The sequence below is a fragment of the Nocardia sp. CA-145437 genome (genome assembly GCF_050956485.1).
Classification (GTDB): Bacteria; Actinomycetota; Actinomycetes; order Mycobacteriales; family Mycobacteriaceae; genus Nocardia.
Genome location: NZ_CP191204.1, coordinates 1,922,509 through 1,941,982, shown reverse-complemented (window position 1 = coordinate 1,941,982; position 19,474 = coordinate 1,922,509). Strand labels below are relative to the sequence as shown.

Here is a 19,474-nt window from a genome sequence, read left to right as displayed (position 1 = left end):
GCGCAGCGTATTCGACGGCGGGGTGGTCTCAGGGCAGCCACCGCACAGCTGTTACCGCACGGATGTGTACGAGGAGGTCGAACGCCCGCGGCAGATCGCGAATCGCCAAGTGCTCGTCGGCATCCCGGACCGGGTCGTAGACGCCGCTGATCACCCGCAGCTTGGCCGGCCCCGGGATCGGATCGGTGCGCAGATCCAGCCACAGCCGGTCCGGGCCCGCGGCCCCGAGCCGCGCGTCGAGGAAATCCGATGCCGGAGCGGGGATCTCGGCCACGCCGACATCGCCGTGATGGAATCCGATCGCGACCGCGGTGTAGTCACGGCCGAAATGCTCGCGCAGCACGCTGCCGACACTGGCCGTCGCCTCCTGCCTCGCCGCCAGCCCGATCGCGGCGGCCCCGGCGGAGATGTGCGCGATGCCGTCCCAGTACACGGTGCGCGATCCGGTGCGCTGATGGTGGCCGATGATCGTGGCCGCCCACCTCTCGCCGTCCCCGGCGAAACTCCCCCGGCCCGCCACGCTGTGCCGATGGAACTCCTCGATCAAAGCCATTCGGGCGCGGGCGGTCTCGCCGAGTTCCGGGATCGACGCCACCAGCGCCGACGCGTCGCGGGCGTGGTCGAGGAAGGGGCGGCCCGGGTGGACGCCGCGGGCGCGCTGGACGTGTTCGTCGATGGTGTGCGCGGTGCGGATGGGGTCCAGGTGCGCGGCCAGTTCGCCGGCGTGGTCCGGCGCGTGGGCCCGGACCGCGTCCAGGACGGTGTCGTAGTCCTCGGGCTTGGCCTGCACCGGCTTGACGCCGATGATGCCGACCGGATCGTCGGGGTGGGCCTGATTGAACTCCCGGATCCAGGTCAGGGCCTCCGCCATTTCCGCTGTGCGCCAAGGCCGCCAGGACAGGTCGAGGGCGGAGACGGCGGTGCCGGCGCCGGTGCGGACGTACGCGTCCAGGGTCGCGCCGACGTCGGCGCTGTCCTGCACGGCCAGGGTGCGGAAGCCGTGGCGCTCGACCAGGTTCCGGAAGATCGCGTCGCGCACGGCGAAGGTCTGGTGGGCGAAACGGGTGGACTCGCCGATGCCGACGACGACCGCGGGCGACAGCGACCGCGCGAGGGTCTCGGCGGTCGTGTCATCGAAGGGCGTGACGGCGAGAGTGGTTTCGGTCGACATGACCCCACCCTCCAACCTCAACCAATATTGATGTCAAGCAACTGGCTCACGCGGGCTCCCATCGCCCGTCCCGCCGCCAGCAACGGCTCGGTCGAGCGCAGGGTCCGGCTGAGCACGAAAGCGCCTTCCAGGGCGCACAACACGGCCACCATCAGCTCCCGGGCAGCGGCTTCGCCGAGGCCGCGCCGCACGAAATAGCTTGTCCCCTCGTCGATCCAGGACCGCATGACGTCCGCGGCCACCTCACGGATCCCGGGTTCGCTGTCGGCCACCTCCCCGGCCACGGTCCCGACCGGGCACATGTTCATCCATCCGCTCTGCTCGATGGTCTCGGCGGCGGCGGTGAACGCGGCGGGCACGGCCTCGCGCAGATCCTCGTGCGCGTCCATGAGCAGCGGCAGCAACTGGATGTAGGCCGCGCCCGAGGTGCGCAGCGCCTCCGCCGCGATGCCCGCCTTCCCGGCTGGGAAGTGGTGGTAGAGCGAGCCCATCGGGGCGCCCGAGGCCGCGGTGATCTGTTTGACGGTGATCGCGCTGTAGCCCTGGACGCGCATGAGCTCCGCGACGGCGGTGACCAGGCGATCCCGGGTGGTGGTTGACAGCTTCTCGTGCACCCGTCCAGACTAGAGCAAACGCACTAGAGCGTGTGCTCTAGAGGGGAGAAGGCGATGCCGACAGTCGAACTGAGCGTGGGCCAGGTGCACTACGCCGAACGCGGCGAGGGACCGGCGGTCGTGCTGCTGCACGGACTGCTGATGAATCACACGGTGTGGGACGAGGTGATCGGCAAGTTGCCCCCGGGCTTCCGATACGTCCTGCCGGATCTGCCGCTGGGCGCGCATCCCGAGCCGCTGCGCGCGGACGCCGACCTGAGCATGCGGGGGCTGAATCACCTGCTCGCGGAATTCCTCACCGCGCTGGATCTGCGCGATGTCACCCTGGTGCACAGCGATTGGGGCGGCGGGCTGTTCCTGACCGCGTACGGCCTCGACGAGCGGGTCGGGCGATTGATCGTGCTGCCCTGCGAGGCGTTCGACAACTTCCCGCCCGGACTGCCCGGCAAGACCGCCATCGTGGCGTGCGCGCTGCCCGGCGGAGTCACGCTGGCGCTCAGGCAGTTACGGGTGTCGTGGCTGCGCGCCACCCCGGTGATGTTCGGCTGGATGGCGCGTCGCCCGATCGACGACGACCTGGTCCGCGGCTGGACCGAACCGGGCCTGCGGGACAAACGGATTCGACGGGACCTGCTCGGCTACGCGCGCTCCCCGCGGTCGAAGGCCGAGTACATCGCGAACACCGAGGCGTTGCGCGACTTCCCCGGCGACGCCCTGATCCTGTGGTCGTCGGCGGGCAAGGTGATGCCGCGCGAGCACGGCCGCCGCCTGGCCGAGCTGATCCCCAAGGCCCGCCTGGTCGAACTCGACGACGCCTACGTCCTGTCGATGCTGGATCGCCCCGACGCCGTGGCCGAGGCCATGTCCGCCTTCCTGACCGGCGCCGTCATCGAGAACGGATAGGCCGGGCCGGGGTTTCGGTATCGTCGGCGGGAGCGGCCACACGACGGGGTGTGGGCACCAGAGAACCCCCGGAGGCGCGTATGCCCAGCCTGCTCAGCCGGATAGTGCCCTGGTATCTGCGGGCCACGCGCGCCAATCGCCCGTTCATCACCGCGGAGGGCGCGCGGGAACGCATCCGGGAGCGCACCCTGCGGCCGCTGCCCTACGGCCCGCCGCGCCGGCTGCGCTCGGATGTCGAGGTCTCGGTGCTCCACGACTCGGTCCGGCCCGTCTACACGCTGACGCCGCGGTCCGGTCGCGCCCGCGGCAATGTCGTCTACGCCCACGGCGGGGGCTGGGTGAACGAGATCGCGCCGCAGCACTGGCGGCTGGCCGCGGAGATCGCGGCCCGCGCGGAAACCACTGTCACGCTTCCCATCTACCCGCTGATCCCCTTCGGCACCGCCGATCGGGTGATCCCGGCCTTCGCGGAGCTGGTGCTGGCCAACCGGGCCCGCTACGGCGAGGTGTGCCTGGCGGGTGATTCGGCGGGCGGGCAGATCTCGCTGTCGACCGCCCTGCTGTTGCGCGACGAGCACGAGGTGATCCTGCCGCGCACGGTGCTGATCTCCCCCGCCCTGGACCTGTCGATGAGCAATCCGGAGATCGCCGAGGTGCAGCCGAGCGACCCGTGGCTGGGCCGCCCCGGCGGCCTGGTGCTCGGCGAGCGCTGGAGCGGGCCGCTGTCCATCACCGACCCGCAGGTCAGCCCGCTGTTCGCGGACTTCACCGGGCTCGGGCCGCTGACCGTGTTCTGCGGCACCCGCGACATTCTCATGCCGGATGCGCGGCTGCTGGTCGGCAAGGCCCGGGCCGCGGGCGTGGCGGTCGACTATCACGAGGCCGCGGATCTGGTGCACGTCTATCCGCTGACGCCGACCCCGGAAGGCCGTGCGGCACAGGCCGTCCTGATCGCGAGTCTGCGTGCGGCGCTGACCCGGCCGAACGGCGGTGAGCCGTCGGCTCAGCCCTGAGCGGCGGGCCCGTTCTCGGCCAGCCACCTGCGGGCGCGAGTGGCCGAGGCGCGTGAAAGCCAGGCGTCCTGCACGACTTCGGCGAGTTCGCCCAGGGTCAGTTCGGGAATTCGGCTGCCGCGCACCAGAACCGACAGGTGTCCCCGGAAGTGCGGCGTGGTGAAGAACGGTGAGCCGGGATCCTGCGTCAGGGCCAGTTTGTCGTCCTCGGACGGCACCCAGATGATGATGACGTCGTCGTAGCGCTCCCCCGTGTCCGGGTCGGCGGCGTCGGGGCGTGGGGTGCGGAAGTAGACGAAGGACTTGCGGCCCACCTGATAGACCGGGTTGCCCGCGGGCCCGTGCTCGACGGAGACGTGCGGCATGGCCCCGGCCAGGTCGTGGACGTCGGCGAGGCGGGCGCGGCGGCTTCTGCTCGGCACCCGGTCGAGTGTATCGCCGCGCACACCGAGGGCGCCCGCGAGCTGGGTTTATGCGTGCCTGCTGGCCTTGAATGCGGCAAATCACATAGGTTGGACCCCATGGCGCGGCGTGTCAATGGAAACCTCCCTGAAGAGGTCACTTCATTCGTCGGCCGTCGCGAAGAACTGGCTACCGCGAAACGTCTGCTGCCGACCACCCGGGTGCTGACCCTGCTGGGCCCCGGCGGCATGGGCAAGACCCGCCTGTCGCGGCAGATCGGGCACCTGGTGGCGCGGGCGTTCCCCGACGGGGTGTGGCTGGTGGAGCTGGCCGACGTGCAGGATCCTGCCCTGGTCACGCTGAGTGTCACCGAGGCCCTGAACCTGCGCGACGAGTCCACCGCGCCGCTGCCCCGGCTCACCGAATTCCTGGCCGACAAGCGGCTGCTGCTGATTCTGGACAACTGTGAGCATCTGATCGAGGCGTGCGCCGCGCTGGTCGGCCGGATCATCGCCACCACCCCCGATGTGCGGGTGCTGGCCACCAGCCGCGAGGTGCTCGGCATCCCCGGCGAACAGGTGATGCCGGTGCCGCCGCTGACCGTGCCCGACACCCTGGGCGAGGACGGCGACGCGCTGCAACTGTTCATCGAGCGGGCCACCGCCGCCAACCCGGGCTTCGAGGCCACCCCCGCCAATCGGGCGGTGCTCGCCGAGATCTGCCGCCGCCTCGAGGGCATGCCGCTGGCGCTGGAACTCGCCGCGCTGCGACTGCGCATGTTCACCCCCGAGCAGATCCGCGACCGCCTCGACGACACCATCGGGCTGCTCAGCGCCGGGCCGCGCACCGCGCCGCAACGGCAGCAGACCATCGAGGGTGCGATCCGCTGGAGCTACGACCTGTGCACCACCGCCGAACAGACGCTGTGGGAACAGCTTTCGGTGTTCGCGGGCGGCTTCGACATCGACGCCGCGGAAGCGGTGTGCGAGCTGGCGCCGGGCGCGCTCATCGAGGCGCTCACCGGGCTGGTCGACAAGTCGGTGGTGATGCTGCGCTTCGACGGCGACGTGGCCCGGTACTCGATGCTGGAGCCGATCCGCCAGTTCGCCGCCGACCGGCTCGCCGAACGCGGTACGGCGCAGGAGGTTCGGGCCCGGCACCGCGAGCACTACCGGCGGCTGGCCATGCAGGGGCAGACCGCGTACTGGACCTCCGCCGATGTGGCGTGGTTCCGCGAACTGAGTCGCGAGCACGCGAATCTGCGTGCGGCACTGCGGTCGGGCCTCGAGGACGACCCCTTGCGCACCATGGCCACGGTGACGGTGCTGCGGCCGTTCTGGGAGCACAACCGGTTCCTGTCCGAGGGCTACCGCTGGCTCACCGACTCGCTCACCCGCAACCCCGAGCGCACCGCGGAACGCGCCAAGGCGCTGTCCTCGGCCGCCTCACTGGCCGCCCTGCTGGGCGATCAGGAGTCGGCGGCGCGGCTGGTGACCGAGTGCATGGAACTGGCCGCCACCCTCGACGATGACGACATCCTCGCCGAGGTGGCGCTGGACCGGTCGCTGCTGGCCTTCGCCAGCGACCGCGAACGTTCCCTGGAACTGGGCCGCAGCGCCATCGAACTGGCGGCCGAGACCGGGCAGAACGCGATCGAGATGGACTCGCATGCCTTCTCTTTCATGGCGGCGATGGTCCTGGAGGCGCCCGGTCGCACCGAACTGGCGGAGCGGTTCCTGGAACTCACCACCGACTCCGGTTCGCATCTGCTGGGCGGGCTGGCGCTGTGGACGGTCGGCATCGACCACTGGCGGCGCGGCGAACTCGAGGCGGCCGCCGAATTCCACGGCCGCGCCATCGAGCAGCTGGCTCTGTTCGAGCGCTGCATCTGGCTGTCGTCGGCCTTCGAGGGCCTGGCCTGGACGGTCTCGGCGGGCGGCGACCACGAGCGGGCCGCGCGGCTGCTGGGCGCTGCGGAGTCCTTGCAGCGCAGCACCATCCGGCTGGCGCACACCATCACGGTCGCGGTCGGCGAGAAGGAGCGGCTCAAGGTCCGCGAGGCCCTGGGCGAGGAAGCCTTCCGCACCGCGTTCGGCGCCGGCGCGAGCCTGCCGCTGAGCGAGGCCATCGACTACGCGCTCGGCCACACCGCCGCGCCGGAGCCCGAACCGGTCACCGCACCGCCCGCGCTCAAGCGCCCCGCCCGCTCCGTGACGGCGACGCTGTCGGAGACCAATGTGCTGACCCGCCGTCAGAAGGACGTGGCCCGCCTGGTGGCGGCCGGGCACAGCAACAAGAAGATCGCCGCCGACCTGGTCATCTCGGTGCGCACCGCCGAGACCCATGTCGAACACATCCTCACCAAGCTCGGCCTGACCTCCCGCACCCAGCTGGCGGCCTGGGCCCACGAACACGACCTGTAGGTCCCGACCACCATCCCGGAGGACTTGCTCGCATGACGACCATCGACGACTACCGCCGGACCCGCGAAAGCCTGCACGCGGTGGCCGAACAACTGCTGGCCGGACCGGAATACTCGCGCAGCAAGACGATTCGGCTGATCCCGGTGCCCGGCGGATTCGCCACGGTGCGGGAGCCACGACTCGCGGTGCGCGCCGATGTCCTCCTGCTCGACGACCTGCCGATCGGGAAGATCGACGGCGCGACGATCGCGGAGCTGGCCGCCGCGGCGAGGGTCGAACCCGGGATGCCGGAGGGCGTGTACGCGAGCCGCACGACGTTCGACCCGGACGCGCCCCTGTTCGTCGACGCCCGGCAGTCCCGGATCCTCACCAGCGCTTACGGACTCGGCGATGACGCCCTGCGCGCCCTGGCCCCCGACCGCACGCCGGTGCTGTGGCCCGAGCATTTCGATCTCGGGATCGACATCGACGAAGTCAATTACGGCGTCTCGCCCGGCGACGGCCTGATCGGCGAGCCCTACGCCTATGTGGGCCCGTGGCGGCCACGCACCGGCGACTTCTGGAACCAGTCCTTCGGCGCCTCCCGCACCATCGCCGAACTCGGCGACCTGGACGCGCTCACCGAGTTCTTCCGGGAGGGCCGCCGCCGAGCCGGGGAGTGATCACTGGTAGCCGGTGGCCCCGTCGATGCGTTCGCGCAACAGGTCGGCGTGCCCGGCGTGCCGACCGTACTCCTCGATCATGTGCAGGTAGATCCAGCGCAGGGACAGGTCCTTGCCGGTGCGGGGGTGCGGGGCGGTGTGGTCGAGGGCCAGGTCGGTGACGGCCTTGTCGCACAAGGCCAGTTCCTCGACGAACCGGGCGTAGTCGGCTTCGGCCCGCTCGGGGTCGGTGTCGTCGAAGTCGCCGTCACGATTGATCTCGTCGGAGTAGATATAGGCCAGATCCTCGCCCGCCGCGCGCATGCGGAACCAGCCGCGTTCCACCTCGGTCATGTGCCGGATCAGGCCCAGCAGGGACATGGTGGACGGCTCCACGCTGCGGGTGGCGAGCTGAGCGCCGGTGAGGCCCTGGCATTTCCACAGCAGGATCTCTCGCCCGCGGGTGAGCAGGGAATGCAGCATGGCGCGCTCGTCGCCGGCCAGCAGCTGCTGCGAACGGGTGACCTCGGGGGCAGTCCACATCATGGTCGGACTCTAGCGCCGGGCCCGAATCCGGGAAAACGAATTCGGGGGGCGGGCGGCACCCATGAGGTACCGCCCACCCCCCGAATCACGGGAAATCGCTTGCTACAAGCCGTTGTTCAGGAAGTCGATCACCGAACGCTCGAACGCGTCCTTGCGCTCCACCATGACCCAGTGGCCGCAGCGGGCGAAGGTGCGCAGGTCCGCGTTGGGGATCTGCCGGGCCGCGAAGAGCGAGCCCTCCACCGGCGTGACCCGGTCGTCACGGCCCCACAGGATCAGCACTTCCTGCTTGATTCCCTTGAGCCGCGCCCACAGCGGAACCGGCTCGGCCAGCTTCGGGTTGTAGAAGGTGGCGTAGGCGTCGCGCAGGGCGGCCTGGCCCTTCGGGTCGGCGGCGGCCTTCAGGCGCTTGGCGACGAGTTCCTCGGTGAGGGTGGCCGGGTTGGAGACCATGGCCCGCAGGAAGCCCATGGCCTTCTCGTCGCTGGGGTTCATGTTGAACTCCATGAGCCGGTTGATGCCCTCGGACGGTTCGGGTCCGAGGATGTTCACCCCGACGCCGCCGGGGGCCATCAGCACCACGCGGTCCACGCGGCCCGGATGCTCGAGCGCGAGCAGGGTCGCGACCGTGCCGCCCATGGAATTGCCGAGCACGTGCGCCTGCTCCAGGCCCAGCTCGTCGAGCAGGCCGATCACCGCGTCGGCGGCGATGCGCAGGTAGTTGCGCTCGTACACCTCCGGACGACCGCTCTCGCCGAAGCCCGGCTGATCCAGGATCAGGCAGCGGAAGTGCTGGGCCAGCACCGGCAGGTTCTCACCGAAGTTGGCCCAGCCGGAGACACCCGCGCCGGAGCCGTGCAACAGCACCAGCGCCGGGCCCTCGCCGGCCTCGTGATAGCGGAGCTTGTGACCGTCGACGGTCACCCACCTGGTGGTGCTCTCCGCGGTGAGGGTCATCAGAGCATCCGATCCGCGACCTCGAGGCCCATCGCGCCCTTGCCGTACATGGCCAGCGCGCGCTCCACGTCGTTGATCACGTGCACGCTGCCCGCGTGGGCGTCGCGCCAGTTGCGCTCGATGATGTTCGGCTGGCGAATGGCGTGGCCGCCGGAGTTCTTGAACAGCAGGTCGATCGCCTCGAGCGCGCGCTCGGTGCCGCGGACCTGGTCACGGCGGGTGGCCAGCCGCAGCTCGAACGGGATCTCCTCACCGGCCTGCGCGTAGCGCAGCTGCTCGGACATGTTGCGTTCCATCTGGAGCACCGCGGCGTCGATTTCCGAAGCGGCGCGGGCGATCCGGACGTGGGCGAAGGGATCCTCGGAGACCTTCTGGCCACCGTAGGACAGCCGCACGCGCTCGCGCTGACGCTCGATGTGCGCGTCGTAGGCGCCCTGCGCCGCGCCGATGATCGGGGCGGTGATGGTGTTGGAGAACAGCGCGCCGAACGAGATCTTGTACAGCGGGTTGGTGTTCACCGCCTGGCCGGGGCCGATCAGGTTGGCCTGATCCGCGGCCGAGTAGGCGCGATAGGCCGGGACGAAGGCCTTCTCGATGACGATGTCGTTGGAGCCGGTGCCCGCCAGGCCCGACACGTTCCAGGTGTCCTCGATGCGGTAGTCGGTGCGCGGCACCAGGACCGTGTAGTAGTCCATGCCGGTCGCGGTCGGCACCAGCGCGCCCAGGAACACCCACTGGCCGTGGTCGCAGCCGGAGGAGAACTGCCAGCGGCCCGACAGCTCGTAGCCGCCGTCGACGACGGTCAGCTTGCCGGTCGGCGCGTAGGAGGAGGACACCAGGGTGTCGGGGTTCTCGGCCCACACGTCCTGCTGCGCCTGGTCCTCGAACAGGGCCAGCTGCCACGGGTGCGCGCCCAGCACCGAGGACACCCACGCGGTGGACGGGCACACGGTGCCGATCGCGCGGATCACCTCGTAGAAGGCGACCGGGGACTCCTCCATGCCGCCGAAGCGGGCCGGCTGCAGCATGCGGAACACACCGGCCTCGGTGAGCTCGGCGATGCTGGCGTCGGGCACCCGCCGCTGCTCTTCGGCCTGAACCGCGCGTTCCCGGATCGCGGGCAGCAGATCGCGGACCCGATCGAGCACCTTGTTAGTCATGCGGGCGTTCCTCCTCGTGCAGAGTTTCCTGCCATCGAAGTTATGACCAACACACTGTTTCGAACCGAAATAGTCCCGATCATCGGAACATCGGTTCCGGAGACAAGAGTAGTGCCGGGCCCGCTGTGAGCAGGGGCCCGGCGGACACCCGGGGCGGGAGCCCCACCGGATCTACTTGTGGGCGTACTCCCAGGTGATGTCCTCGTCGAGGGCCTTTCGGATGGCGGCGTCGAGGCCGGGGTTCCAGTCGGTCGGCTGGGCGACGGCGACCCAGCCGTCGAGGACCAGGTCGCCGTAGCGGTGGCCGTGGCCCGAGGGCACGCCCTGGGCGTTGGCGAGGTCGGCGCTGATCTGCCAGAAGGTGACGATGGGCCACCAGCGGATGGATTTGGAGACGTCCTTGCCGCGCGGTTCCTTCAGCCAATCCGGTTGGGTGAACAGCAGATCCGGCGACCACCACACGATGGGGTCGGAGGCGTGTTGGAGGTAGACCACGCGCGGGTCGATCCACTGGCGGTCGGGGCGGCCGAGATCCGGTGCGGTGGCGGCGAAGCGGACGATGAGGCCGTCGGCGTAGATCGGCAGGATCTCCGGCGTCCCCACGTCGCGGCGCTGCTCGATCTGGCTCCAGATGCGATTCGAGTTGGGCGGGCCCACCCACAGCACGCCGTCCACCAGGCTGCGGATGTCGTCGAGTCCGGAGAACGCGCCCTCGGAGCCCTGCGAGCCCAGGCTCTCGCCGTAGACCAGCAGTTTCGGCCGGTGCTCCGGGGGCAGCTGGGCCCACCGCTCATGGACGGCGTGGATGACCAGTCGCCCGGACTCGGTGGCCTTCTCGCGGTCGGACAGGAACGACAGCACGCTGGGCAGATACGAGTACTGGGTGGCGGCGATGGCGCTGTCGCCGCCGTACATGTACTCGATCGAGGAGGCGGTGGTGGAGTCCACCCAGCCGGTGCCGGTGGTGGTCACCACGACCAGCACCTTGCGGTCGAAGGCGTGGGTGCGGTCGAGTTCACGCACCACCAGGGCGGCGATGTCCTCGGGCTGCTGCGCCGAGTCCAGGCCCGCGTACACCCGAATCGGTTCGCGCGCGGGCTTTCCCGTGACCTGCGCGATCCGCTCGGCGGTCGGCGCGGTCGCCACGAACCAGCGGCCCTCCGAACCGAGGGTGTCCCATCCGGCCAGAGACTGTGGGCTGCCGGACCTTTCGGGCAGCTGCGGCTGCACCGCGCTCTCCGAGGTCTTGCCGTTGCGCAGGCTGAACGCCGAATTGGCTGTGGCGAAGAAGGCTTTCGCCAGGACGCCCTGGAACAGCAGCACCGCCAGCACACCCACCACGAGGACCGCGCCGGGGTAGGCGAGGCCGCGCGGAATGTGCCAGTCGATATTGAGCAATCGCACGATCAGCCGGATCAGCCACCGCACCACGCGGTACGCGGCGATCACCAGGGCGAGGGTGGCCGCGGCCACCAGTTCGGCGCGCAGGTAGCTCGACGTGGTGGTCGGTTCCATCCCCATCAGCGTTTCGAGGTCGCGCTGCCAGCGAGCCGACCGGGCCAGCACCAGCGCGGCGCCGACGATGGTGCCGACCAGGATCACGACTTTGCCGACGGCCCGGGTGGTTTCGCTCGGATTCCACAATGTGGCCAGGCCCTCGGCGGAGTCGGGCAGCCGCGGCTGCACCCACTTCGCGAACGCCCATGCCAGCACACAGCCCACGCCGTAGCCGATGGCCGCGCTGATCCCGCAGACCAGACCCTCGAACAGCCAGGTCCGGGGCAGCAGGGAGGGCGACACCGCCCACAGGAAGAAGATCCACGCCACGATCAGGCCGGGATAGTTCGGGTTGATCGCGCGTTCCACGCGGGCGATGACCGCCCACACGCGGGACGGGAACGATCGGGTGTCCGGCCGCGCGTCGTCGGCGGGCTTCTCGTCGGCGGGCTTGTCGTCAGTGGGCTTGTCGAGGTCCTGACTGTCGGCCGTCATGTCTCCGAGTCTGGTCGCCTGGACTCGCCCGGGCCGCAGCGACACGCACGGACGAAACCGGCGCCGACGGACGCCGGGGGCTCAAGCCGGTGTCCGGCGGCGCCGGGTATCCGAGATTCCCTCATCGGGTAATGAGGGTGCGCCTCATCGGGAACAATGAAGCGGCCACGAACCGCAGGGAGGTTCGCGGTGGACGACGCAGCCCCCCGCGTTGTCCGCCCACGTCTGGCAACAGTAAGGCGTTCCCTCAGCAAAGTGAAACAGCTATTCTTCGGTGATTGACAAGCGGCACTTGTCAATCAGAGGTGGGCGGGCAGCGTGCGATCCTCGAAATCGGGCCGTTCGAGCAGCTCGACCAGTTCCGGACGCGCGGCCCGGACCTCCCGCGCGATCTCGACGAACGAACGCACCAGCGGGGATTCGTGTTCCGCGGGCCAGGCGACGGTTACCTCGTTGCGCGGGGCATCGACAATCGGCAGCAACCGGACCCGCGGAAACGGCATCCAGCGCGCCGAGGCGACGGTCAGCACCACGCCGACGCCCGCCGACACCTTGTGCAGTTCCTCCAGCAGCGATTTCGACCGCGACACCACCGGCGCGGGATTGCCGCCGCGGTGATCGTGCAACTCCCAGAACGCATTCCACACCGGATCGTCGTTGTCCGCGCCGAGCAGCGGCTGGTCCAGCAGGTCCCGCACCCGCACCTCGGGCAGTTCGGTCAGCGGATGCCCGGCGGGCACCAGCGCCACCAGCGGCTCGGAGAACAGCGGTTCGACGCGAATTCCGTCCGCGCGGAACGGAAGTCGTGCGAAGGCCACGTCCACGCTGCCGTCGGCCAGTCCGGCCGCGGGCTCCTCGTAGGTGAACTGCCGCATATCGACGGTCACGTCCGGATGCCGTTCCCGGAAGGCCGCCAGGATCGGCTCGGTGAGCGTCAGCGCCGCGCCCTCGAGGAAACCGAGCACCAGCCGGTCCGACTCGCGCCGCTGCGCCACCCGCGCCTGCTCGACCGCCAGGCCCAAGGTGGTCAGCGCGCTGCGGACGCCCTCGAGCAGCGCCTCGCCCGCCGCGGTGAGCTCCACACTGCGCGTGGTCCGGATGAACAGCACCAAATCCAGGGCCTGCTCCAACTGCTTGATCTGCGCACTCAACCCCTGCTGCGCCACGTGCAGCCGCTGCGCGGCCCGCGTGAAACTCAGGTCCTCCGCCACCGCGACGAAATACCGCAACTGCCGCGAGTGCACATCCATAGCGAGCGAGTCTAGAACCAATCGGCGTGCCCGATCCCGGCTCTCGGCAATCAACTGGACCACCGACCATTTCCGTCGGGCGGAGGCGCCGGGCGGCGGATGGCTCAGGCGCGCCGGGCCGCGGCGGTGCCGGCGCGACGACCGAAGAAGGTGCCGTCGCCGAGGGAGGTTCCGGAGATGTAGCCGAAACCGTGCAGGCCATTAGCCGCCCGGCCCGCGGCGTACAGACCCGCGATCGGCTTGCCGTCGTGGTCGAGCACGTGCCCGTCGAGATCGGTGTGCAGACCGCCCAGGGTGAACACCGAGGCGCCGGTGCCGCGCCGGTCACCGGCCTCCGACGGCGGGCGGACCCCGGCCTTCACGTCGATGGCGGCCAGCGGCGGGGTAAGTTCCCGCAGCCAGCGCGCGGCCTTGTGGTGATCGAGATCCGCGCCCTGCCGGGCGAATTCGTTGTAGCGGCCGATGGCGGTGGTCAGCGACCCCGCGGGCAGGCCCGTGAGTTCCTCGAGCTCCTCGGCCGTCTCGGCGACGTGGGTGGGCCGCACGCCCCAGCGCTGGGGTTCGGGGACGTCCTCGAAGCCCTCCTCGTCGACGATGACCCACACCGCGGTGTCGTCGCCCGCCCAGCTGCCGCCCATGTTCTGGCGGTAGAGCGCATGCTGGCCGATCCGGCCCGGATAGGTGTCCTCGTTGACGAAACGGCGGCCCAGCGCGTTGACCACCATGCCGCGCACGGCCAGCCCCGGGATCAGCGACATGCCGACCTGCCCGGCGGACATGTGGCGCACGGCCGCGCCCAGCGCCTGGGCCATCCGGATGCCGGAGCCGTCGTCGGTGCCCGCGCTGACCTTGGTGTGGCCGAGCAGCTGCGGCGCGTGGGCGGCGAGCATGGCGTCGTTGTCGACGAAACCACCGGTGGTGAGCACGATTCCGCGCCGGGCGCGAATGGTGATCTCCTCGCCGTAGCGGCGCGCGACCGCGCCCACCACGACGCCGTCCTCATCGACGATGAGCGTGCTGACAGAGGTGTCGAATCGAGTGGTGGCCCCGGCGGCCTCGGCCGCGGCGGCCAGGCACTCCATGAGCAGCTTGCCGCCGAAGTCGTTGGCGGTGGGCCGGTGCCCCCGCGGGGCGGGGTGGGCCAGTTCGGTGAATGGCCAGCTGTTCTCACCCAGCCACATCAGGCCGTCATCGGTCGGCGGCACCCAGGTGGGGGCGTCCCACATGGTCGGCTTGAACGGCACGCCGCGGTCGACCAGCCAGTGGAAGTGCTCGACGCTGCCCGCGCAGTACTCGTCGATCTTGGCGGCGTCCGCGCCCGCGCCGAGCGCGGCCTTCAGGAACGCGGCCATGGCCTCGGGGGTGTCGTCGAAGCCGCAGGCCACCTGGATCGGGGTGCCGCCACCGAGGTAGATCTCGCCGCCGGAGTTGGCCGACGCGCCGCCCGGGCCGCCCGCCCGGTCCACGATCAGCACCCGCGCGCCCGCGTGCGCGGCCTCGAAGGCCGCCGCGGCCCCGGCCGCGCCGTAGCCGACGATCAGCACATCGGTCTCGATGTCGTAGGGGCCCACCTCGCCGGCCGCCCGCGGCGTGACCGAATTCCGCACTGTCATGCCTCGACGGTGCCCGCTCCGACCGCCATTCCTTAGCGGTCCATCTTGCTGACCGATTCGCCGATCCCGTTCAACGGGACTGCGACCCGTCACACCCTCGTGCAATGGGGATGGTGTGTGAACGGCGTCACTGTGGTTGGGGACGCCTGCACGAGGAGGAGAGTCAATGCGGATTCTGGTCACCGGAGTCACCGAACCGAGCGGCCGCGCCGTCGCGCGCATGCTGCTGGCCGCCGGCCACGAGGTATCCGGTCTGGACCGGCAGCGGCACCGCTACGTGGACTCGCGGGTCGAGGTGACCGTCGGCGACCTGTCCGACGCGCAGGTGTGCGCGCGGGCCGCGGCCGGGGCCGACGCGATCGTGCACCTGGCGGGCCCCGCGGTCGCGGCGATCACGAAGGCGGCCCAGGAATCCGGCGCGCGCCTCGTGGTTCCCGTTGCGGCGGGCGCTGATTCGAGCGTCGAGAAGATCGTGGCCGGCTCCGGCGCCGACGCGCTCATCGTGCGCACCGCGCTGGTGGCGGGCCGCCGCGTCGATCACGGCGGCTGGCGCACCCTGGAGAGCCTGACCGCCGGCGGCAAGGGCAGCGTGCAGGTGCTGCACTACGACGACCTGGAGCGCTTCCTGGTGCTGGCGGCGCTGTCGCAGCGCGGCGGCGTGGTCGAGCTGGCCGCGCCCGGCGAGGTGTCCAGCGCCGAGGTCAAGCGCATCCTGTCCGAGGCGGGCGTGAAATACGGTGCGTGGCTGCCGAAGTCGTCGGCGACCCAGACCAAGGTCGACGCGAGCGCGGCCCGCGAGGAGTGGGGCTTCCGCTACGGCTGGAACGCCACCGAGGTCATCGCCGACACCGCGCGCGGCCTGCACGGCCGCAAGAGCGGCGGCTCCGGCTTCCGCAGCCGCCGCGGCGCGATCCCGCTGCCGACCCACGTGGTGCCGCAGAACGCCCCGACCTCCGACGGCTACCAGCTGACTTCCGCCGCCCCCGAGGGGCTTCAGGGCGAGTTCGACGACCTGGTCGACGACCGCATCCCGGTCTACACCGCCACCAACACCTCCGAGGCGCTGCCCGGCCCGCTCACCCCGCTCACCATCGACCTGCAGGCCGGGGCCATCCGCCTGGGCAACGAGGCGATGGGCCACATGATCGCCATCGAGGGGATCGCGCTCGAGCACTGGGTGTCCCGCGTGACCAGCGTGCTCGGCCACCACATGTACATCAACGCCTCCATCGGCGTCTTCTCGGCCGAGAACATGCCCGGCTGGGACGAGGAGAGCGTGCGCCGCGACGTCTACGGCACCATCGGCGACCTCGAGCTGCACCCCAAGGGCCGTCCCTCCATGCCGACCGGTATGGCCGCCCGCGCGGGCACCTTCAAGGCCATGGGCCGGGTCGCCTCGACCGCCCTGCAGTACAGCAAGACCGCCGAGCTGATCAATGCCGCCTCGCACGCGGAAGCGCTGAACCGCGACCAGATCTCCGAGCTCACCGACGAGCAGCTGCACGCCCGCGCCCTGCTCTGGCGCGACCGTCTCAACCAGGCGTGGCAGGCGGCCTCCATCGGCGTCATGATGACCGGCGCGGCCACCGCCGCCCACAAGGGCGAGGTCAAGATCGACCTGAACCGCCTGGAGTCGGCCAAGACCATGCTGGCCGTGGAGCGGCTGGCGGCCGTGTGCCGCAAGGACGCCGGACTGCAGGCGCTGGCCAAGACCGGTGACGTGGGCGCGGCCCGCGAGAAGTCGCCGGAGTTCTCCAAGGCCCTGGACCAGGAGCTGGCCACGATCGGCCACCGCGGTCCGGGCGAGTGCGAGCTCATCAACAGCACCTTCGGCGACCGTCCCGAACTGCTGGTCACCGCGGCCGGGCGGGCCGCGGAAATGCCCGCGCCGCACCGCGAGCCGGTGCCGGAGCCGACCAGCCGCACCGCCAAGATGGCCGTCGGCGCGACCGTCTACCGCGAGCGCGCCCGCGACGCCGTCGTCCGGGTCACCAACTGCCTGCGCCTGGCCACCCAGGAGCGCGCCGCGCGCCTGGTGAAGGCGGGCAAGCTCACCGAGATCGAGGACTCGGTGTTCCTGAACCTCGACGAGATCCTGTGGGCCCCGGCCGATCTGAAGGAGCGCGTGGCGCGCCGCCGGGACGAGCGCACCCGCTTCCAGGCTCTCCGCATGCCCGACGTGGTCAACGGCCCGTGGGAGCCGGAGGAGATCTCCGGCGCGATCGCGGTGGGCGAGACCATCACCGGTCTCGGCGTGAGCCCGGGCGTGGTGGAGGGCACCGTCAAGCGTGTGCTGACCCTCGACGACGACATCGAGCCGGGCGACATCCTGGTCGCCTCGGTGACCGACACCGGCCACACCGCCATGTTCGCCTACGCGGGCGCGGTGGTCACCGATATCGGCGGCGCGGCCTCGCACGCAGCCATCGTGGCCCGCGAGTTCGGCGTCCCCTGTGTGGTGGATGCCAAGACCGCCAGCACCGGCCTGCAGGACGGCCAGCGCGTCCGGGTGGACGGCGCGGCCGGGACCATCACGTTGCTGGCCGACGCCGAATAGGCGGGCCCGCAACCGAACCGCCTCGGGCGCGCCGCGCTCGCGTCCGAGGCCGGTCGGTCCACAACACAAACCAACCAGTCTCCTTCTTGCGCAGCAAAGCCCGGACCGGGGCATTGACCCCACGACCCGGTCCGTGATCGAAAGGAATACCCCCAGTGACGATCTCGCGCGCCGTACGCGGCACCCTGACCGGCGTAGCGGCAGCGCTCATCGCCATCACCCCGATCGCCGTCACCCCCGCGGTGGCCGCGCCGGTGCCGGTGCTGCAGACCCCCAAGGGCGTCTCGCTGAACCTGGCCACCGCGCCGAACGCCCGTGACCTGAGCGGCATCCCGCTCGGCGGCGGCGCGAAGACGAAGGTGGGCTCGGTCTACCGCTCCGATGCCCTGAACAAGCTCAGCGCCGGTGAGCAGCAGCAGCTGGTGTCGGCGGGCATCGCCGAGATCATCGACTTCCGCAGCCCGATCGAGCGCTCGCAGAACCCGGACAAGCTGCCGGCCTCCATCCCGGCCAAGTCGCTGCCGGTCTACGACCCGAACAACGACTTCTACCTGTTCTTCGCCAAGGCCGTGCAGGGCGGCCCCGAGGTCCAGCAGCAGCTGCTCGGCGACGGCAAGGGCAGCCAGTACATGATCGACTACTACAAGTGGCTGGTCACCGACGCCACCTCGCGTGGTCAGTTCTCGGCCGCGCTGAAGGAGATCGCCAACGCCAACGGCCCGGTGCTGTTCCACTGCACCGCCGGTAAGGACCGCACCGGCTGGATGTCGGCCATCCTGCTGACCGCCCTGGGCGCCAACAAGGGCCAGGTCTACAACGACTACCTGGACTCCAACGACAACCTGGCCGCCGCCAACAAGGCCACCCTCGACGGCCTGGTCCACGCCGGCCTGGTCACGGACCCGTCGCTGTTCGAGCCGGTCCTCGGTGTCGACCGCGCCTTCCTCGACTCCGCCTTCGACGCCGTCCAGGCCAACTTCGGTTCCTTCGACAACTTCCTGTCGCAGGGCCTGGGCATCGACGCCGCGACCCTCGCGACCCTGAAGTCGAAGCTGGCCTAGCAGTACCCCTGAATGCCGACGCCGGGTGTGGGACGGCGTCGGCATTCGCGTGTCCGCCCCATGTCCGCTTCCCACTGCCGATCTACATGCGAAAATACGCATGGTGCATGAGATCTGGCAGCTGGACGGGCGGCGCACCCGCTCGGTGAGCGCGGAGAACCCGACCGGTGAGCCCGGTCGGGGCGGCCGGGCCATCTCCGGGACCGGCGCGTTCGCGGCGGCGGGGCTGGGGCGGGGCTGGAAGGTCTCGCCGTCCATCGACCTGCGACCCGGCGAAACCGCCACGCTCGCCGACCTTTCCGGGCCCGGGGTGATCCGGCACCTGTGGCTCACCACCGATCGCACGCTGCTGCGCGATTTCACGCTCCAGATGTACTGGGACGACGCGCCGGAACCGGCCGTCGCGGTGCCGCTGGGCGACTTCTTCTGCAACGGCTGGGATCAGCTCGCGCTCGTCGACTCCGCCCTGATCGTGGTCGCGCCCGCGGGCGGTCTGAACAGCTACTGGCCCATGCCGTTCCACTCCCGCGCGCTGATCACCCTGCACAATGGGTCCGACCGGGCCGCGCCGGTGTACTACCAGATCACCTATCTGGAAGAGGACTTACCGGGCACCGCCGGGTATCTGCACACCCGGTGGCGCTGCTCCGATCCGCTGGGCACGCCCGCGGAACATCCGATCGTCGAGATCGACGGCGGCCCCGGCCGGTATGCCGGCACATATCTGGCCGTGCAGCCGCGCGCCACCGGCTGGTGGGGCGAGGGCGAGCTCAAGTTCTATCTCGACGACGACACCGAATTCCCCACCCTCTGCGGCACCGGGACCGAGGACTATTTCGGCGGGGCCTGGAATTTCGACCTCGACGGCGCATATCGCCCCTACTCCACCGCCTATCTGGGCATGCCGCAGGTGCTGCCGCCGCATCGAATCTACGAGCCGCACCAGCGATTCGGCATGTACCGCTGGCACATTCCCGACCCCATCTGTTTCGAGTCCGGGTTGCGCGCGACCGTGCAAGCGCTGGGCTGGCGCGAGGACGGCCACTACCTACCGCTGGACCAAGCCCACGTGGCATCCACCGCCTTCTGGTATCAATCGCTCCCCTGATCCCCCGCATCTCCCGTAACGATTGTGGGACAGCAGAAAGAATGCGATTGCTATTGCGTAAAA

16 protein-coding genes are annotated in these 19,474 nt (G+C 70.3%); 7 read left to right on the top strand and 9 right to left on the bottom strand.

Translation table 11 applies throughout. The features are described 5' to 3' along the window. Window positions 1–28 precede the first annotated feature (28 nt). Window positions 29–1,171 carry an erythromycin esterase family protein gene (locus ACQPYY_RS08490; RefSeq protein ID WP_433593339.1) on the bottom strand — a complete coding sequence of 381 codons (1,143 nt, stop codon included), beginning with the start codon at window positions 1,169–1,171 and terminating at the stop codon, window positions 29–31. A gap of 17 nt (window positions 1,172–1,188) precedes the next feature. Beyond that, on the bottom strand, window positions 1,189–1,785 hold the full coding sequence (locus ACQPYY_RS08485; RefSeq protein WP_433593338.1) for a TetR/AcrR family transcriptional regulator: 597 nt from the start codon (window positions 1,783–1,785) through the stop codon (window positions 1,189–1,191). Between the two features lie 54 nt (window positions 1,786–1,839). Between ACQPYY_RS08485 and ACQPYY_RS08480 the strand changes: the two genes are divergently transcribed. Together ACQPYY_RS08480 and ACQPYY_RS08475 are read left to right on the top strand one after the other, a co-directional pair. After that, the gene (locus tag ACQPYY_RS08480; RefSeq protein WP_379101343.1) at window positions 1,840–2,688 is read left to right on the top strand and encodes an alpha/beta fold hydrolase; all 849 of its coding nucleotides are present in this window, start codon (window positions 1,840–1,842) and stop codon (window positions 2,686–2,688) included. An 80-nt stretch (window positions 2,689–2,768) separates the two neighbouring features. Then, on the top strand, window positions 2,769–3,701 hold the full coding sequence (locus tag ACQPYY_RS08475) for an alpha/beta hydrolase fold domain-containing protein (RefSeq protein ID WP_433593337.1): 933 nt from the start codon (window positions 2,769–2,771) through the stop codon (window positions 3,699–3,701). On the opposite strand, the gene ACQPYY_RS08470 is transcribed toward ACQPYY_RS08475, so the two are convergent. Then, window positions 3,692–4,123, bottom strand: a complete 432-nt coding sequence (locus ACQPYY_RS08470) for an MmcQ/YjbR family DNA-binding protein (RefSeq protein ID WP_379101339.1) — start codon at window positions 4,121–4,123, stop codon at window positions 3,692–3,694. The two genes, ACQPYY_RS08475 and ACQPYY_RS08470, sit on opposite strands and share 10 nt — an antisense overlap. A 99-nt stretch (window positions 4,124–4,222) precedes the next feature. On the opposite strand from ACQPYY_RS08470, the gene ACQPYY_RS08465 reads away from it, so the two are divergent. After that, window positions 4,223–6,526 carry an ATP-binding protein gene (locus ACQPYY_RS08465; RefSeq protein ID WP_379101337.1) on the top strand — a complete coding sequence of 768 codons (2,304 nt, stop codon included), beginning with the start codon at window positions 4,223–4,225 and terminating at the stop codon, window positions 6,524–6,526. A gap of 32 nt (window positions 6,527–6,558) precedes the next feature. Continuing rightward, on the top strand, window positions 6,559–7,188 hold the full coding sequence (locus ACQPYY_RS08460) for a hypothetical protein (protein ID WP_433593336.1): 630 nt from the start codon (window positions 6,559–6,561) through the stop codon (window positions 7,186–7,188). Here the strand turns inward: ACQPYY_RS08460 and ACQPYY_RS08455 are convergent, their stop codons facing one another. From ACQPYY_RS08455 to ACQPYY_RS08430, 6 genes are all read right to left on the bottom strand, one after another. Further along, window positions 7,189–7,713, bottom strand: coding sequence for a DinB family protein (locus ACQPYY_RS08455; RefSeq protein WP_433593335.1), 525 nt, complete (start codon window positions 7,711–7,713; stop codon window positions 7,189–7,191). Window positions 7,714–7,815: 102 nt separating this feature from the next. Further along, entirely contained in the window at window positions 7,816–8,670 is an 855-nt protein-coding gene (locus tag ACQPYY_RS08450; RefSeq protein ID WP_379101331.1) for an alpha/beta fold hydrolase, read from the bottom strand. Next, complete coding sequence (gene hsaA / locus ACQPYY_RS08445) at window positions 8,670–9,830, bottom strand: 3-hydroxy-9,10-secoandrosta-1,3,5(10)-triene-9,17-dione monooxygenase oxygenase subunit (RefSeq protein ID WP_357090110.1); 1,161 nt, start codon at window positions 9,828–9,830, stop codon at window positions 8,670–8,672. Before hsaA ends, ACQPYY_RS08450 begins: the two co-directional genes overlap by 1 nt. A gap of 171 nt (window positions 9,831–10,001) precedes the next feature. Then, on the bottom strand, window positions 10,002–11,822 hold the full coding sequence (locus tag ACQPYY_RS08440; RefSeq protein WP_433593334.1) for an alpha/beta hydrolase: 1,821 nt from the start codon (window positions 11,820–11,822) through the stop codon (window positions 10,002–10,004). Between the two features lie 299 nt (window positions 11,823–12,121). Then, the gene (locus ACQPYY_RS08435) at window positions 12,122–13,072 is read right to left on the bottom strand and encodes a LysR family transcriptional regulator (protein ID WP_379101326.1); all 951 of its coding nucleotides are present in this window, start codon (window positions 13,070–13,072) and stop codon (window positions 12,122–12,124) included. Window positions 13,073–13,176: 104 nt separating this feature from the next. Further along, window positions 13,177–14,685 (bottom strand): FAD-dependent oxidoreductase, encoded by a 1,509-nt coding sequence (locus ACQPYY_RS08430; protein WP_379101324.1) that lies wholly within the window; start codon window positions 14,683–14,685, stop codon window positions 13,177–13,179. A gap of 166 nt (window positions 14,686–14,851) precedes the next feature. On the opposite strand from ACQPYY_RS08430, the gene ACQPYY_RS08425 reads away from it, so the two are divergent. From ACQPYY_RS08425 to ACQPYY_RS08415, 3 genes are all read left to right on the top strand, one after another. After that, window positions 14,852–17,242, top strand: a complete 2,391-nt coding sequence (locus ACQPYY_RS08425; protein WP_433593333.1) for a PEP-utilizing enzyme — start codon at window positions 14,852–14,854, stop codon at window positions 17,240–17,242. 155 nt (window positions 17,243–17,397) lie between these two features. Continuing rightward, window positions 17,398–18,303 carry a tyrosine-protein phosphatase gene (locus tag ACQPYY_RS08420; RefSeq protein ID WP_433593332.1) on the top strand — a complete coding sequence of 302 codons (906 nt, stop codon included), beginning with the start codon at window positions 17,398–17,400 and terminating at the stop codon, window positions 18,301–18,303. A gap of 103 nt (window positions 18,304–18,406) precedes the next feature. Next, window positions 18,407–19,411: a glycoside hydrolase family 172 protein gene (locus tag ACQPYY_RS08415; RefSeq protein ID WP_433593331.1), complete on the top strand. Its 1,005-nt coding sequence runs from the start codon at window positions 18,407–18,409 to the stop codon at window positions 19,409–19,411. The last annotated feature ends 63 nt before the right edge of the window (window positions 19,412–19,474 follow it).